This window comes from Brevundimonas sp., assembly GCF_041648615.1.
Classification (GTDB): domain Bacteria; phylum Pseudomonadota; class Alphaproteobacteria; order Caulobacterales; family Caulobacteraceae; genus Brevundimonas.
The window spans coordinates 20,707-37,513 of record NZ_JBAZOS010000004.1 but is presented as its reverse complement, the minus strand read 5'-3'; the positions used below and the strand labels follow the sequence as shown (position 1 = coordinate 37,513).

The 16,807-nt window shown below is 68.9% G+C and carries 14 protein-coding genes; 4 read left to right on the top strand and 10 right to left on the bottom strand.

What is annotated here, in order from left to right; translation table 11 throughout:
* Positions 1-236 precede the first annotated feature (236 nt).
* From WC555_RS03235 to WC555_RS03190, 10 genes are all read right to left on the bottom strand, one after another.
* Positions 237-1,487, bottom strand: a complete 1,251-nt coding sequence (locus WC555_RS03235; protein ID WP_373251084.1) for a DUF3422 domain-containing protein — start codon at positions 1,485-1,487, stop codon at positions 237-239.
* 11 nt (positions 1,488-1,498) lie between these two features.
* Entirely contained in the window at positions 1,499-3,637 is a 2,139-nt protein-coding gene (locus WC555_RS03230; protein WP_373251082.1) for a heavy metal translocating P-type ATPase, read from the bottom strand.
* Positions 3,638-3,641: 4 nt separating this feature from the next.
* Entirely contained in the window at positions 3,642-4,679 is a 1,038-nt protein-coding gene (locus WC555_RS03225) for a c-type cytochrome (RefSeq protein ID WP_305758926.1), read from the bottom strand.
* Between the two features lie 3 nt (positions 4,680-4,682).
* Positions 4,683-5,924, bottom strand: a complete 1,242-nt coding sequence (locus WC555_RS03220; protein WP_298747939.1) for a c-type cytochrome — start codon at positions 5,922-5,924, stop codon at positions 4,683-4,685.
* Entirely contained in the window at positions 5,921-6,541 is a 621-nt protein-coding gene (locus WC555_RS03215) for a cbb3-type cytochrome c oxidase subunit II (RefSeq protein ID WP_298747941.1), read from the bottom strand. The genes WC555_RS03220 and WC555_RS03215 overlap by 4 nt, the downstream gene beginning before the upstream one ends.
* Positions 6,538-8,154, bottom strand: a complete 1,617-nt coding sequence (locus WC555_RS03210; RefSeq protein WP_305758927.1) for a cbb3-type cytochrome c oxidase subunit I — start codon at positions 8,152-8,154, stop codon at positions 6,538-6,540. Before WC555_RS03210 ends, WC555_RS03215 begins: the two co-directional genes overlap by 4 nt.
* A 15-nt stretch (positions 8,155-8,169) precedes the next feature.
* Positions 8,170-9,519 (bottom strand): alginate export family protein, encoded by a 1,350-nt coding sequence (locus WC555_RS03205; RefSeq protein ID WP_373251080.1) that lies wholly within the window; start codon positions 9,517-9,519, stop codon positions 8,170-8,172.
* Complete coding sequence (locus WC555_RS03200; RefSeq protein ID WP_373251078.1) at positions 9,516-11,096, bottom strand: bifunctional UDP-sugar hydrolase/5'-nucleotidase; 1,581 nt, start codon at positions 11,094-11,096, stop codon at positions 9,516-9,518. Before WC555_RS03200 ends, WC555_RS03205 begins: the two co-directional genes overlap by 4 nt.
* 208 nt (positions 11,097-11,304) lie before the next feature.
* Complete coding sequence (locus WC555_RS03195; RefSeq protein WP_305758930.1) at positions 11,305-12,648, bottom strand: ATP-binding protein; 1,344 nt, start codon at positions 12,646-12,648, stop codon at positions 11,305-11,307.
* Entirely contained in the window at positions 12,645-13,298 is a 654-nt protein-coding gene (locus tag WC555_RS03190; protein ID WP_305758931.1) for a response regulator, read from the bottom strand. Before WC555_RS03190 ends, WC555_RS03195 begins: the two co-directional genes overlap by 4 nt.
* Positions 13,299-13,359: 61 nt before the next feature.
* Here WC555_RS03190 and WC555_RS03185 point away from each other — a divergent pair, with 61 nt between their 5' ends.
* The 4 genes from WC555_RS03185 to WC555_RS03170 are packed head-to-tail and all read left to right on the top strand — an operon-like array spanning position 13,360 to position 16,792.
* Positions 13,360-14,433 carry a protein-disulfide reductase DsbD domain-containing protein gene (locus WC555_RS03185; RefSeq protein ID WP_373251076.1) on the top strand — a complete coding sequence of 358 codons (1,074 nt, stop codon included), beginning with the start codon at positions 13,360-13,362 and terminating at the stop codon, positions 14,431-14,433.
* Positions 14,412-15,281, top strand: coding sequence for a thioredoxin family protein (locus tag WC555_RS03180; protein ID WP_373251074.1), 870 nt, complete (start codon positions 14,412-14,414; stop codon positions 15,279-15,281). The genes WC555_RS03185 and WC555_RS03180 overlap by 22 nt, the downstream gene beginning before the upstream one ends.
* A 1-nt stretch (position 15,282) precedes the next feature.
* The gene (locus tag WC555_RS03175) at positions 15,283-16,080 is read left to right on the top strand and encodes a TlpA disulfide reductase family protein (protein WP_298747962.1); all 798 of its coding nucleotides are present in this window, start codon (positions 15,283-15,285) and stop codon (positions 16,078-16,080) included.
* Positions 16,081-16,117: 37 nt separating this feature from the next.
* On the top strand, positions 16,118-16,792 hold the full coding sequence (locus WC555_RS03170; RefSeq protein ID WP_298747965.1) for a DsbA family protein: 675 nt from the start codon (positions 16,118-16,120) through the stop codon (positions 16,790-16,792).
* The last annotated feature ends 15 nt before the right edge of the window (positions 16,793-16,807 follow it).

Below are 16,807 nucleotides of genomic sequence, written 5' to 3'. Positions count from 1 at the left end.
TCGTATGCGACGCTGCAACGCTCATCATGGTCCCTCAAGTCGTTCGGGAAGCCGAAGACGCGGCTCAGCTTAAGTCGATCTTAAGAGGCGTCGCGCCGTGACGACTGATCCGATGCGGGGGACGTTTGAGTGAGAACGCTTCATTGCCCCGGGGTCCGGCGGGCGAAGCGCCGAACCGGAGACCCGGCATGGGCGCCGCCTGACGCTGAGGTTTCCCGGGGCCGTCTCCGACGGGATCAGGACGGCGGGTGGCCGCGAGCTTCATCGCCCTCAAGCCGACGGACCCGACGTCGCAGATAGTACCAGACCAACAGGATGGTCACCGGCGCCGCGAGCGCCGCCAGCGCTTCCGGCGAGACGCCGTAGCTATGCGCCAACGGCTTGAGCCCATACCCCAGGAGGCCCAGCGCATAATAGCTGACGGCCACGACCGACAGACCCTCGACCAGATGCTGGAGCTTCAATTGGCGCGCGCTGGTCCGCTCGACCGAATGCAGCAAGGCGGTGTTCTGGGCCTGGACACGCATCTCGATCCGCGTCCTGAGCAGGGCCGTCGCGCGTTCCAGCCGCGTGGCCAGGGCGTCCAGGCGTCCCGAGAACGCCTGGCATGTCCGGGTCGCGGGGGTCAGGCGGCGGTCGATGAAGTCGTCGAGGCGCTGGAAGCCCTCGATGCGGACGCAGTCCAGATCTCGCAACCGGTCAGCCACGATGCCGGAATAGGCCGCCATCGCACCCAGTCGGAAGGCGGTGGTCGCCGTCAGGCTGGCGACCTCGGCTGACAGCCGGCTGATCTCGCCGAGCAGCGTCTGATCGTCCCGGTCCTGGGTCAGTCGCTCCGAGACGGCGACCAAGGCGGCCTCCAGTCGGTCGAGGTCGGCGGCTCGCTCCTGAACCATCGGCAAGGCCAGCAGCGCCAGGTTCCGGTAGTTGCCGAGCTCCTGGACCCGCTGCGCCAGCCGTCCCAGATCGGCCGGATGCATGCCGCCCGCGGCCAGCACCAGACGCCCCCAGCCGTCATCATGGACCTTGAAGTCGGACCACAGGCGCGCCTCGTCCTTTCGACAGCTGATCAGGTCTTCGGGATCAAGCTCGGCGACGGCCGGGACGGCCCGACGCTCGTCGGCCTCGACCACGACCCGGACCGCCCGGATCACCAGGCCCGGGGCGGTTTCCAGCCAATCCAGCAGAACGGGCGGATGAGGCTCCAGGGAGAAGGGCTCGCCCGCCGCGTCGGAGATGACCGTATAGGTCGAGGCCTCGCTGTGCCGTTCCCAGAGCCACACCGGACCGCCGGCGATCATGCCGCGTCCATGGCGCGGGAACACCTGATCCTGATCGCCCGATCGTTCGGCCAGGGCGAGGAGCGACGCATATTCCCGTTCCCGGTCCGCGCCTTCGACAAGACGCAGGACCTGGAGGATCCGGCACGGCGTCGTCAGGGGCGGCATTCGGCGTAGATGCATTTCCGAGACGATTCGGTCCCGCATCGGATGGCTCTTCAGTTCCATCGCGACGCCCCCTGGTCGGCGATCGTCAGGCGCATCGCATTGGCCGTGACCGCCAGGGAACTGGCGATCATGGCGACGGCGGCCCAGGCGGGACTGAGCAGGCCCAGAGCCGCCGCCGGCAAGGCGAAGAGGTTGTAGGCGAGGGCGAGCACGATGTTCTGTCGCAACCGGCGTCGCGCCGCCGCGGCGAGGTCCAAGACGTCGACCACCCGGCCCAGCCCGCCCCGGGTGATGACGACGGCGGCGGTCGCCGCCGCCGCGGCGTGCGCTCGCGCGACCGATATCCCGCAGTCCGCGGCGGCCAGCGCCGGCCCGTCGTTCACGCCGTCGCCGACGAACAGCACCGGCCCCCGTGCGCGCCGGACCAGTTCGCCCTTGGACAGGGGGGTGCAGCCGGCGAAAACGCTGGACGGGCTGAGGCCCACCGCGCGGGCGACGGCGTGGGCCGGACCTTCGGCGTCGCCGGTGGCCAACAGGACGTCGATGCCGCGCCGCCGCAGCTCCAGAATGGTGTCTCCGGCCTCGGGATCGATCGCGTCCCCGATCAGCAGGTCCCCTACCGGGACGTCGTCCAGCCAGACCCGCAGGCGCGTGGCGCCCTCCGACGCGCCGCCTGGCGCGCCGCCGACCCGGATCCGGCGACCGGCGGGGTCGAACCCCCGGGCGTCGCGGGAGCCACGCGATCCTCCAGCCCCGAGGGGACCGCCATGATGCGCCGTCACGGCCCGGGCGAGTGGATGGTCGAGACCCGTCTCGGCCCGAGCGGCGAGCGCCACGACCTCCGCGTCGGTCCAGCCGGCCCGGGACTCGACCGACAGGACCCGGGGCTGACCGGCCGTCAGGGTGCCGGTCTTGTCGAAGATTGCCGTACGGGCCCCGGTCAGGCGTTCGACCACGGCGGCGTCCGCCAGACGAAAGCCGCGTCCGGCGGCAATCACGCTGGCCCGCAAGTGGACGAGGGGCGCCGCGAGACTCAGGGCGCAGGGGCAGGCCGCCAACATGACGACCAGGCCCCGGACCAGTCCGGTTTCGATCGAACGCGTCAGGATCGCGGTGACCAGAACGATGAGCAGCGAAACGACGGGAATGGCGGTCGTCAGGAGGCCGGCCGCGCGGCTCACGCTGTCGATCGGTTCGCCCCGCGCCGCCAGTTCTATCGCGATGCGGCCGCCCATGCGGTCCACCTCGCGGTCGCCTGATACACGATCGACACGCACCTCGACAGCCCGGACGAGATTGACCGTGCCGGCGGCGACGCGGTCGCCGACCCCAAGAGCGCTCGCGCCGCTTTCGCCTGTCAGAATAGCGGTATCGACGGCGCTTCGCCCGCTCACGACGACGCCGTCGACCGTCGAGACGCCGCCCGCTCGAACCTGAACGACATCGCCGATCGCCAGCTGATCGCAGGCCACCGGCTCCCAGCCGCCCGCGCCATCGCGCCGCTCAGCGGTGTCGTCGAACAGACGACCGAGGGCGAGCGTGGCGTCCGTGGCGTTTCGGCGGACGCGGGTCTCGATCAAACGGGCCAGCACAAGCAGGGTGACCAGCATGGTGGCGGTGTCGAAATAGACCTGCGCCTCCCCGCGAGCGAGGGCGAGCGCCGAGGTGGCGACGGAGCCGACCACGCCGAGGCTGATCAAGAGGTCCAGACCGGGCGCGCGAAGACGGATCGACCGCGCCGCCATCCGTCCGATTCCTGCGCCGCTGAACAGGATAACGGGCCCGGCCAGGACGCCGCTGGCCAGGGCGATCCACCACGCTGCGGCGGGCGACAATCCCGGGTCCAGATACAGCACCACCGCGCAGGCCATGGACCACATGCCGAAGGCGATCGCCACGACCAGGCGCAGGGTGAGCGAACGGACCTCCCGGTCCAGTCGCAGGCGAATGGTCTGGGGGTCGCTGCGCTCCAGAAGGCGGTAGCCCGCCTCGTGCACGCAGGCACGGACGGCCTCCGCGTCGCACCGGTCCGGGTCCCACTGCACCAGGGCCGAGGCGGTGACATAGTGGACGCCGGCGCCGATCACGCCGTCGATCGCGCGGAGGCGGCTTTCCAGGCCTCGCGCGCAGCCGCCGCACCACAGGCCGTCCACGGCGAACAGCTGCCGCGTGACGGCGGCGGCGGGCACCGGCCTAACGTCCCCCGGCCGGCGCCGCTGGCGGGGCGCCGGCGCCCAGCAGCCGGCCGTGATAGATCCGCCCGTAGAAAGTCTCCGCGCCGGTGTGGTTGCGCGCGGCGTTCTCGGCGACCGTACCGGTCTGGCGGGGGTCCCTGGGGCGTTCCTGGCTGTTGATGTAGGCCGCCACGTCCCACGCCTGCTGATCGGTCAGCCGGTTGGTCTGGCCGAGGGGCATATTGGCCTTGATGAAGCCCGCGGCCGTGTTCACGCGCGCCATTCCGGCGCCCCAGTTGTAGGACTGCGGACCCCAAAGGGGCGGAAAGACCGTGCGCCCGTTGGCGTCGGCCTGGCCCTGGCCGTCGGCGGAATGGCAGACCGCGCAGTTGGCGGCGAAGACCTGCTGCCCGCGGACGGGGTCATATCCGAGGGCGGTCTTCTGCAGCTCCGGATAGCCCGAGCCCTCCATATCGACGCCCGTGGGGGCCCCGGTGGCGAGGAAATGCATATAGGTCTGCAGATCCTTGTAGACGTCGTGGCCGGCGGGCGGTGGGCCGCCGCTCGGCGAGGCCTGGGCGTTCATCGAATAGGTGAAACAGCCCTTGATCCGATCCTCCATCGTATTGATCTGCTTGTTCTTGGAGCGATATTTCGGATAGGCGACCCAGGCGGCCCACATCGGCGCCGAGTCCGGCCGTCGTCCGCCGTCCAGATGGCAGGCCGCGCACGACAGGCTGTTGCCCACGAAGTCCGAGGCATTCGCCGGGGTGTTCATGAAGATCGCCTCGCCGCGCCGAATGGCGTCGCCGGAGGGACCGTCCGGTATGGCCGAGGACATCGGCGGCTGGAAATAGGCGGCCGGCTCGAGACCCGGTCCATCGCCGCCTTCGCTGCCCTTGCGATCGCGAATCCAGCCTGCGTCGACGGCCAGGGTGCCGATCACGAAGAGGGCCAGTCCGCCGGCGACGGCGAAGATGGCGTCGCGGGCGAGGCCGCCCTTGCGCGGCTTGTCGGGGCCGGTGGCGGGGGGCGGGGATTTGGGGTCATCGGACATGGTCTAGCGCCTGTCGTCAGGAGGTGAAGCGGGATTGGGCGGCAAGGTGGCGAGATAGTCCGCCACGGCGCGGCGATCGGCGTCCGACAGGTTGCGGGAGACGGCGTTCATCAGATCGACGGAGGAATTGTCGCGCTGTCCTCCGGCCCAGGCGGAAAGTTGAGAGGCGGTATAGGCGGGATGCTGGGCGGCCAGAGACGGGAACTGCGGCGCGACCCCAAAGCCCGAGGGGCCGTGGCAGGAGAAGCAGGCCGGGACATTCTTGGACCAGTCGCCATAGAGCGCCAAGCGTTCGCCCCGCGCGATGTCTCCGCCGAGCGACGGCCTGGCCGTGGAGGGGGCCCGCAATCGCGCATAATAGTCCCCAAGCGCGCGGCGCTCGTCCGGCGACAGGGCGGAGGCCACAATGGCCATCGACTCGTTTTCGCGGGCGCCCGCGATATAGTCGTTCAGCTGTTTGACGATATAGGCCGAGGGCAGGCCGGCCAGTCGGGGCACGGTCTCGCTGCCCTGGCCCCGGGTCCCATGACAGGACGAACAGGACCAGGCGTCGCCTCGCCCCTCGTTGATCAGTCGGATCACCCCGGCGTCAATCGCGGCCGGGGGCGGCGCGACGAACACGGGTTGCGGCGCCAGGTCCGGCGCCATGCGGGAGACGATCTCGACGCCGCCCCGCCAGGGCCCCCGGTCAGGGAACCGGCGACGCTGTGCCGCGACGAAGGCGGGGGTGACCGGGGCCTCGGCTCCGCCCCAGGTTTGGCGGACGTACGAGGCGACGCGGGCCAGTTCTTCGTCGGACAGAACGCTGGAGAAGTTCGGCATATGGCCGTTGAAGGTCCGACCGCTGACGGCGATGGGGCCGTCGATCCCGTGCAGCAGTATCTGGACCACGACCTGGGGATCGGCCGAGACGAAGGCTGAGCCTTCCAGGGGCGGCACGGCGCCGCGAACCCCCACGGCGTTGGGCTGATGGCAGGAGGAGCAGCGGGCCTCGAAGATCTGCGCCCCGGAATTGACCGCATGACGGGGCAATTCGGCCATCTGGGCGGCGCGTTCGGACCGGCCGATCGCGACGGCCTGGCTGTTGTCCCACAGGGTGATGCCGCCCCAGAGGGCCAGGGCGACGGCGATCCAGAGAACCGGGAGCGGGATGCGCCGGAACTCCTCATAGGGTTCGTAGGCCTCGTCCGTCTCGCGTCGTTCGACCGGGTCGGGGGTTCGCCGTGTCCAGGGAAGGCGGATCATCGCGGCTCGCCCCTCTCGCTGTAGCCGTCATCGCGAACGCCGGCGCGGGGCGCCGGGAAAGTCCTGTCCAAACTCTTGAGATAGGCCACCAGATCCAGGGCCTGGGAGCGGGCCACGACGACCTTGCCCGCGGGCGCATAGCCCCCGGGCATGGCCACGACGACATCGCCCCTGGCCGCCTTGTCCTTGATCTCGAACAGATAGGGATAGGCGGGCATGATGCTCCAGTCGAACACGGCCCGGGGCTGGTAGAGATGGGTGAGATGCCAGTCCCGGCTGGGAAGCCGTGCGCCGACGTTCTGAAGATCCGGCCCGGTCCGCATGGTGCCCAGCTGGTGGGGCTGATCGTAGAAATAGTCCGAGGCCACCGAGGCGCGCCCCCAACCACGTTCGGCGTCGGGGGCCTGGTCCAGCGACCGGGGCTGCTGGCTGTGACAGGACACGCAGCCCTGCGAGACATAGATGTCGCGGCCGCGCGATTCCGCCGCAGTATAGGCCTCGAGACCCGGTGTGGGGGGCTCGGTCCGTATCTGGATGCCTGGGAGGATCACGAGAAGGAGGGTGGCGAAGGCCAGGATGGCGAGGGCGAGGACGCCGAGGGGAATGACGCGGTTCATGCGGCGGTCGCCGGAACGGTGTCGGGCGGCGAGTCAGTGGCGTCCGACGCGGACGACGGGGCCCGTCCGCGCACGATCACGGCCATGAAATGGATCGCGAAGATCAGATGGCCCACGGTCATCAGGATACCGCCCACGGACCGGGCCTCGAGATATGGCTTGAGCAGCGTCACGCTGTCGGCGAAAGGACGGGTCACATCCAGCATCGCCAGGCCCTGGAGGACGCCGCCCACCGTCAATGACACGAAATAGACGGCGAAGCCGGCGACCACGAGCCAGAAATGGGCCGCGATCAACCTGGGCCAGGGCCAGGCGCGACCGGTCAGCCGCGGCAGGGTGTGGTAGACGGCGCCGAACAGAACGAAGGACACGAAGCCATAGGCGCCGAGATGGGCGTGGCCGACCGTGTATTGTGTGAAGTGGGTCACGGTGTTGACGCTGCGCAGCGCCTCGATCGACCCCTGGAAGGAGGCCGCCGTGTACATGAGCGCGCCCAGGGAGATGAATCTGAGGGGGATGGAAGCCTTGAAGACCCAGAGGTTGCGCGCGACTGTGACGTGCTGATTGACGGCCACGGCGATCACCGGGACGAACATCATCACGCTGTGGACGATGGACAGGGTGACGACCCAGGTGGGGACCGGGCCGCCGATCAGATGGTGGATGCCGACCTGGCTGTAGAAGAGGGCCAGGGCCCAGAAGCCGAGCAGCGACAGGCTGTAGGAATAGATCGGCTTGCCGATGATCTTGGGAATGAAATAATAGGCCGCGCCGACACCGAGGGGGGTGAGCCACAGACCCAGGACATTGTGGGCGAACCACCAGTTCACGGTGGCTTCCTGCACGCCCGAATGCAGGCCGGGCAGGTTGGCGATGAAGAACAGGATCGGAAACCAGCACAGGGCGCCAAGATAGTACCAGCCGGTCACATAGATGTGGCCGACGTTGCGATTCAGCGCTGTTCGCAGCAGGGGCAGGACGAAACAGGCCCCGGCGGCGGCCAGCAGGATGTCGATCTGCCAGGGAATCTCCAGCCATTCCTCGCCGTCGGTCCAGCCGGAAGCGATGGCCGCGGCCCCGGCGGCCAGGGCGATGTTCCAGAGCGCGGCGCCCAGGATCGGAAGGCGCGGATGACGCAGCGCGGTGTGGAAGATGCGCGGCGCGATCCATATCGCCACCCCGATGCCGGTCAGCGACAGCCAGCCGTAGGCCACCATGTTCAGATGCAGGGTCCGGACCCGCCCGAAGGTCAGGGGACCATAGGCCGAAAGCCAGTCCGGCCAGTGCAGTTTGAGCGAGGCCATGACCCCGAACACGGACCCCAGCACAAGCCAGAAGATGCCGCTCGCCAGCAGGACCAGAACGGGCCGTCGCGAGACAGCGTCGATCCCCGCCCGCGCGGTGTCATAGTGGTGCGGGCCGAGGGCCTGTGGGTCGTCGCCGGCCATGGTGGCGTCGTCGGCCTGCCCGGCCTCGCCGGGGACGAACACCGTATAGGCCTGACCCTGGTGCAGTTCCATCTGACGGTTGGTCACCGCCCAGATCAGGAAGGCCAGCGCCAGCAGGGAGACAAGGAAGCTGAGAGCCAGCAAAAGGCCGATCGTCACCGACACGCGCGTTCTCCCGGATCAGAATGCGACGGTGACATCTGCATATCCATAGACGGTATCGCCGGTATCGGGCGCGCCGGGCGCGTCGGTCAGAACCCGCCCCTTGAACAGCCGGGCCGCTCCGACTTCCAGCCAGGCGCCATCGGGTCGCAGCGCATATCGCGCCCGCGCTTCGATCTGCTGCCCGGCGAACCGCCCGGAGCGACCCGAAGGGTCGGCGACCAAGGTCAGGCCGAGGGCGTCGGTCGGGCTGTCCAGCCAGAGCCCCCTGTACATCGCCATCGCCTCGAACCGGGGGGAGGGCCTGACCTCGACCCGGACGCCAGGCGACCTCAGGTTCTGGCGCGAGACGGGCCCGTAGAGACCGGCGGGGCCGAACTCGAACCGACGGGCGCCGAACAGTGGATCAAACCGCGCGTAATGGTCTCCGCCTTCGTCGCCGCTGGCGTGGTCATACTGGACCGCCAGCCGGGGCTTCCAGACGCGATCGAAGGTTCGGCCCACTTCGGCGTGCATGAACCAGGCGCCGACGTCCAGATCGCGCGTGTCGGCCACGGCGGCCGTCCGTCGGGCCGTGCCGACCTGTCCCGCGGCCTCGAGCTCGAAATCCACCCGACCGGTCCCGGGCCCCCGACGCAAGCGAAAGCCGGGCGTGAACAGCCGCCTGTCCCGGGTCTGCAGGGCCGGGTCATCCTGTTCGTTCAGCCCATAGCCGTAGATTTCCAGGGTGGTGGCCCGATCATCGAGCGATCCCACCCATGACGCGCCAAAGAACTGCAGGTCGGTGCTTTCGCGGTCCCATTCGACGGCATGGCCTTCCACGCCGGCCCGGTCGTCGGGCAAGCGGTACTGGGGCATGACCCAAAACGCGGTCAGGTTCCCGCCCCCCAGCGGGGTCTGAAGCCGCGCGCCCGTATAGGCGTTGGTGGTGTTGCGGAAATTCTGTCGCGAGACCAGCCGCTTGGACCCGACGTCCATCGTCATCCGGCCCAGGCGGAGAACGCTGTCGCCGTCGCCGCCGAGATCGATATCGGCAAAGGCTTGCACCAGTTCGAGTCCGTTGACCTCGCTGGTGCCCACGGAGGACAGGGGATCCTGTCCGAACGCCCGAGAATCGTACAATTCGGTCCCGAAGCGAACGCGACCGGCGTCGTAGCCCACGGCCAGGGTCGCGCGGGTGAACAGGACGTCGTCATGTTCGGCGAAACGCGGACGGAACTGGCCCGCCAGGGTTTCCGCGCGAACCCGCAGGCTGCCAGATACGGTCCAGCGCGAGGGTGTGGCGGGGGCCTCCGGAGCGATCACCGGCGCCGACTGCGCCGCGGCCGGATGGGATATCGCCAAGACCGCGAGGAGCGGTGCGATCATCGGGCGACGGGTCCAATACGACGAATCCTACCCATGGCAGGGGCGGTCAGGACGCCGCGGCGAACCATCCCCTCCTCGACGACCTGGGTGACGCTGACATCATGCACCTGGGTGTCCTGGCCCTGGGCGAAGGCGGCATAGCGATGCAGCCCTTCCAGCATGCCGACATTGGTGGCGGCGAGATACAGCCGGTCGGCTTCGATCGCGCGGCCATCGATCGTGACGTCGCTGACGCGCCGTCCAGCTGGACGGTTAAGGTCGAAGGTCCAGCCGATGCCGGAGGTCTGCACCAGGCCTCCGACGCGGTCGAAGACATCTTCGGGTCCGAGGTTGGTGGCGCTCTGTTCGAGGATCGACAGGACCTGGGCACCCGTCAAACGCAGGGTCACCATCCTCGTCGGATGGGGCAGCAGGGTGACCAGGCGATCGCGCGTGACCGGTCCCGGGGTGATGGAAACGCCGTAACCGACGCCGGGCATGAAGGCGATGTCCGCGCCCGTGCGTTCGCGCATCAGGTCGCCGACCAGAACGTCGAAGGGGCTTTCAGATTTGTACTGGCGTCCGATCCGATCATAGGCCGTGGCCAGGACCTCATCGAGGCGGGCGCGATGGGGTCCGTCCAGATCGGACACCAGGGCGGCGATGCGGGGATCCGGGTCGATCCGGTCGTTCCAGAGGTCGGTCACCTTGCCCTCGACCGCCGACACCTCGCCGTCCGCGTCCACGGTGACGGTCAGCTCGCCAAGAGCGGCCGCATCGGACACGGCTTGGGCGATCCAGACCCCGTTCACCCGCTCGGGGGGATCGATCCGGTCGTGGGAATGAGCGGCCACGATCAGATCGATGTCGGGAATCTGTCGCGCCATCTCGCGATCTACGGCGGTGCCCTGGTGCGACAGGACCACAACCACTTCGGCGGCCTCGCGCATTTGCGGCAGAAAGGCGCGCGCCGCGTCGATGCCGTTGGTGAAGGTCACGCCCCGGGTGTTGGCCTTGGATCCGGTCTCGCCGGTGTTGTGATAGCTGAGGGCCAGCACAGCGACCCGGACGCCGCCGACCTCGAACAACTCCCACGGCCGTCCGAATATGGGTTCGCCGTCCATCAGGGCGTTGGCTCCCCGCATCGGAAAGTCGGCGATGGCCTGAAGTTCCCGGGTCCGGTCCAGCCCGTAGTCGAAATCGTGATTGCCCAGGGCCATGAAGCGATAGCCGACCGCGTTCATCAGCCGGATCATCGCCTCGCCTCGCGTGGCGTTGCCGACCAGGTCGTCGCTGAAGGTGTCGCCCCCGTCCACGAGCAGCACAGAGTCGGGTCCGACTTTCCGGCGCACGTTTTCGATCGCGGAGGCGAGGTAGGCGAAGCCGCCGATCATGGCGGCCCGGTCGAACTGGGCCGGGTCGCGGCCGGGATCGCCCGTCTGGGCGGTGGCGTCGCCCGGCGCGACCGGGAAAGGCGTATGACGCCCGTGCATGTCGTTGGTGTGCAACAGGGTGAAGGCGCGATCCTGGGCCAGAGCCGGGCGCGGCGCGGCCGCGACCACCAGTCCAAGCGCGACCGCGATCATTCCGAGCTTCATGCGTTTTTCTCCCGACGTTTTGCCGCAGGAGCCACACGTCCTACCTTAAGGCAGTCTTAAGGCCGGATTCGGTCCACCATTTTTACGACCACCGGTCGCTCCGCGGCGAGAGCAAATCCGGCGTCAGGTCGGGGCGGACCGTGATTGGGGTCGGGACGGGGCGTTCGACGAACGTCGATGTTTCCGACGTTCTGGGGGCAAGGTCTTTTCAGACCTCGGCGCGCACGTCGGTTACGGGCATGATCAGGTCAACCCGCAGCCCCCCAAGCGCCGAGCGCGCATAGTCCATCCGCCAGCCTTGAGCGCGCGCGCAGGCCTGGGCGATTGACAGCCCCAAGCCGTTGCCGCCCGGACGGGCGTTGGCCGCCCGGAAGAAGCGATGGCCGAGGCTGGTCAGATCGGAGAAGCCGACGCCGGGGCCGTCGTCTTCGACGATCAGTCGGGTCAAATGTCCGTCGGCCTCCAGGCGGACCTCGACGCGGGATTCGGCATAGGTGGCGGCGTTGGACAACAGGTTGCCGAGGATGACGGAGAGCGGATGGGGTTGCGCGTGCAGGCTCAAGGGGCCGGGCCGATGGATCGCGATGCCGGGGTGGTCTCCCGCCCGCTTGATGAGATCCGGCCAGAGGTCGGCCAGCGGGATCCAGCGTCGCTCCTCCAGGGTCGATGAGAGGGCCTCGCTGCGCGACATTTCCAGCAACTGGCTGACCAGTCGCGCGGTGCGATCGACGGACTCGGTCATCTGCGCCAGGGCGCCGTCGCGCACGGTCTTGTCCTTGGCGGCGGCGGCGATCTGGGCCTGGACGCGCAGGCCGGCGAGGGGGGTGCGCAGTTCATGCGCCGCAGCGGAGATGAATTGCGACTCGCGCTGTCGCGCCGCGTCCAGACGCCCGATGAGGCCGTTCAGGGCGTCGGTGAACGGCTTGAGTTCGTCGGCGGCCTCGGGCGTCATGACCGGGGTCAGGTCATCGGCGTCGCGCGCGGCGATGGCGCGGGTGACCGACCGGATCGGGGCAAGGCCGCGACCCACCGACATCCAGATCAGGCCCGCCATCGCCAGCAGCCCCAGCCCGGCCGGGGCGATCAGGCCTGCGATCACGCTCTGAACCAGATGGTCGCGCATGCCGAGATTGTCGCCGACCAGGACGCGGACGCCGGCCTCGCGGTTCTCGACGGCGTAGACACGCCAGCGCTCCCCGTCGATCACCGTCTCGGAGAACCCCGTCGCAGCGGTCGTGAGACGCGAACCCGGAGCCCCGTCCGAACGACCGATGAGCGCGCCGTCAAGCGACCAGATCTGGCAGGACAGCTGGCGGGCGTAGGAGGTTCGGCTCGTGGCGGACGCCAGCGCCGCGGCGTCCGACGGTACGCGGGCGACATCGCCGCTGGACAGCAGAGACGACACCATGCGCGAGGCCTCAATCAGGCGGGCGTCGAGGACGCGCTCGACCTCGTGCTGGGTGCGGACATAGACCCAGCCCGCCGCCAGGCTCCAGACGACCGTCGAGGCAAGGGCGAGGATGACGAACAGTCTGAGGCGAATCGAGCTCATCGCAAGGCGTATCCCAGGCCGCGCATCGTTCGGATCAGATCGGCGCCGAATTTGGCGCGCAGATGGTGGATGTGCACTTCCACGGCATTGCTGCCGATGTCTTCCTGCCATCCATAGAGCCTCTCTTCCAGTTGTCCGCGCGACAGCACCTGGCCCGGACGCTCGATAAGGGCCTCCAGGATCGCGAACTCGCGGCGCGAGAGGGGGACGTCCCGGTCGCCCAGCCAGGCGAGACGGGCCTTCGGATCGAGAACGAGATCGCCGTGTTTCAAGGGCGCGGACGCCCGCCCGAGGACCCTGCGACGGACCGCTCTCAGCCGCGCCGCGAGCTCCTCCAGATCGAAAGGCTTGCCGAGGTAGTCGTCGGCGCCCGCATCCAGGCCCTCGACGCGATCGGGTGCGGAGTCCCGGGCGGTCAGGAGCAGCACGGCCACCGCCATCTCGCGGCGTCGGACGAAGCGCAGCACCTCCAGACCGTCGCCGTCCGGCAGGCCGAGATCCAGCACGACGGCGTCGAAGCTGGAACAGTCCAGAGCGGCCAGGGCATCCTGGACGGTGCCGGCGACATCGACGGTCCAGCCATAGGTGGTCAGACCGACCTGAAGGCCGTTGGCGAGAATGGGGTCGTCTTCTACGGCGAGGATGCGCATGGCGATCGGATCGGCCTCCAGGCTTAAGGCTGACTTAAGCTGCGATGACGATCGACGCCGCATGAAAAAGCGCTTCGCCTTCATTTCCGGCCTGAGACTGGCCCTCGCCCTGGTGATCATGGCGCTGGCCGGAACCTTGCCCGCCGCAGCCCAGGCGCCCCTGTCTCCGCAGGACGCCTTCGACCTCTCGGTCACCCGCACCGAGGCCGGCGATGTGACCTTCGCGTGGCGCATCGCGCCCGGACACTATCTTTACCGGGGCCATACCGTGGCCACGGCGGCGGACGGCAAGACGGCGCTCGCCCTGGACCTGGCTCCGGGCCAACAAAAGGACGACCCCGGCTTCGGCGTCGTCGAAATCTGGCGCGACGCCGGCCAGGCGACCCTGACCCAGGCGACGCTCGAGGGCGCCGGCTCTTCCCAAACGGTCAACATCACCTATCAGGGCTGCGTCGAGGACTCGATCTGCTACCCGCCCGTCACCGAGACCGTGGCCCTGCCGGTTCTGCCGGAAGGCCGCGCGGCGCCCGCGCAAACCCTGGCGACCAGCGACCCTTCGGACGCGGTCGCGGCGAGCGCCAGCGCCCTGGCGATCGCCGCCGCCGAAGCGTCGTTCGCCGAAAGCCCCGGCGGCGTCGCCGCCCCGGGTCCCGTCGCCTCCGGAACCGGCGAGGTGCAACTCCAGTCGGGCGGCGGAATGGTGGAATCCCTGTCCCTGCACGGCGGCGCCCCTTGGGTGCTTCTGGCCTTTTTCGGTTTCGGAATTCTGCTGGCGTTCACGCCCTGCGTCTTCCCCATGTACCCCATCCTCGCCGGCGTGATCGGACGGGGCGTGGACGGGCGCGACCCCCGGCGGGGTTTCATCCTGTCCGGGTCCTATGTTCTGGGCCTGGCGTCCGCCTTCGCGCTTCTGGGCATGGCGGCCGCCTGGTCGGGGCAGAATCTGCAGATGGCGCTGCAATCCGTCTGGGCGGTCGGCGCGCTGTCGCTGGTCTTCGTGGTTCTGGCCGCGTCCATGTTCGGACTGTTCGAACTCCAGCTGCCATCCGCCTGGACGTCGCGGCTGTCGGTGGACCGGGCACGGGCCGACGCTCGGCGCCCTCCGCGGCGGGCATGGGATTCGTATCCGCCTTGATCGTGGGGCCCTGCGTCACCGCGCCGCTCGCGGGAGCCCTGCTCTACATCGCCCAGACCGGCGATCTCGCGCTGGGGGCCGGCGCCCTGTTCGCCCTGGGTCTCGGCAAGGGCGTGCCGCTGATCATGTTCGGCACCATGGGCGCGCGCCTTCTGCCCAAAGCCGGCCCCTGGATGAACCGCGTCAAGGCCGTCTTCGGTTTCCTGTTCCTGGCGACCGCCTGGTGGCTGGGATCCCGCATCCTGCCGCCGGTCGTGACCCTGGTGACTGGCGCCGCGCTCCTTCTGATGGCGGCCGCGGCGCTCGGGCTGTTCCAGCGTGATCCGGCGCACGGCCTCGGCGCGCGGATGGCGCGTGTCGCGGGGCTGGCGGCGACCGTCTGGGGCGTGATGCTGTTGGTGGGCGCGGGCGCGGGCGCGACCGATCCCCTGCAACCCCTCGAGCCCTTCGGCGGCGTCCGGGCGGCGGCGGCTCCCCCGGACTACACCGAAACCGTGGTGACCGACGAGGCCGGGCTGCGACAGGCGACCGCCCTGGCGAGCCAGTCCGGACGGCCGTCGCTGGTCTATTTCACGGCGGACTGGTGCGTGAGCTGCAAGGTCATCGAACGCGAGGTCTTCGAGGATCCCGAAGTCCGGGCCCGTCTGGGGGAGGTCTCTCTGATCAAGGTCGATGTCACAAAGACCGACGTCGAGGCGCGGTCCCTGATGGAAGCCTTCGCCGTGGTTGGTCCCCCGACGATGATCTTCCTGGATGCCGAAGCGCGCGAGCCCGCCGATACGCGGATCGTCGGCGAAACCGGAGCCAAGGGCGTTCTTGACGCCCTGACCCTGGCGCAGGGAGGCTGAGATGGGCGCGATCGTCATCGGGCCTCTGGTCCTGTCCGCCGAACGGTTCGCCATCATTCTCGGCGTGGCGGCCTTCCTGATCGTGTCAGGGATTCTCGCGAGCCGGGTGAGCGGACGGTTCAACCCCTGGAGCACGGTGGTGGCGCTGGGCGGCGTGGCCATAGCGCGCCTGGCTCATGTGATCGGTCACTGGTCCTATTTCGAAGGGGACCTGCTGCGAATTTTCGCCGTCTGGCAGGGCGGTTTCTCCTGGCCCTGGGCCCTGGTCGCGGTCGGCCTCGCCAGCCCTTTAATTCTCAAACAGCGCCGTCTGATGGCCTATGGGCTCGCTCCCGTGATCGCGGCGGTCTTCGTCTGGAACGTCGCCTACCAACTGACCGCCCAGACCGACGCCAAGCCGATGCCGGACCTTACCCTGGCTCAGATCGACGGCGCCCCGCTGAACCTCGCCGAGGGCGACGGCCGACCGACCGTGATCAATGTCTGGGCCACCTGGTGCCCGCCGTGTCGCCGGGAAATGCCGGTCCTGGCGGCCGCCGAGGCGGCCAATCCGGACGTCCGGTTCCTCTTCGTCAACCAGGGCGAAGGTGCTGAAACCATCAACCGCTTCCTCGACGGCCAGGGCCTGGAGCTGGACACCGTCCTGCTCGACGAGGCGATGGCCTTGCCGAGACACTATGGGACCCTCGGCATTCCGGTGACGCTGTTCATCGACGCCGACGGCGCCCTGCGAAAGTCGCACATGGGCGAGATTTCGCCCGAACAGATCGACGCCGAACTGCAGGCCATCGCCCGCTGACGGTTCCACATCATTCGAGACAGCACTGGAGAAGAGCATGCTCAACACACATCATATGGTCGCCACCGTCCTGGGCGCCCTGGCGCTCGCCGCCTGCAACCCCGCGGGAGCCGAGAATTCCACGACGGAATCCGCCGGCACGGCCACGCAGGACGGCGCCCTCGTCACCAGCGTCGGCTTCGCCGACCTGCTGCGGACGCCGGCCGCGCCGTTCATCGGGGCGGAGAAGGCCGACGTCACGATCATCGGCTTCATGGACTACAACTGCCCCTACTGCCGCCAGATGAACCCGGAACTGGCGGCCCTGCTCGAAGCCGACCCCAAGGTCCGCATTCTTTACAAGGACTGGCCGATCTTCGGCGAGCCGTCCACGGCCGCGGCGCGGACCGCGCTCGCGGCTGGCTATCAGGGCAAATACGAAGCCGTTCACAACGCCTTCATGCGCTCGGCCAATCGCATCGCCGGCGAGGACGACATTCGGACCCTGGCTGAATCCGCCGGCGTGGACATGACCCGGCTGGATCGTGACCTCCAGACCCACCGGGCCGAGATCGACGCCGTGCTGGACAGAAACAAACGCGAGGCCTCCGCGTTGGCCCTTCAGGGCACGCCGGCCTTTATCATCAACGGCAACCTGATCCCCGGGGGTATGCCCCTGGCGCAGCTACAGGCGGTGATCGCCCGCATCCGCGCGGGAGAGCCGCTCCGCTGAACGGAGCACGACCGC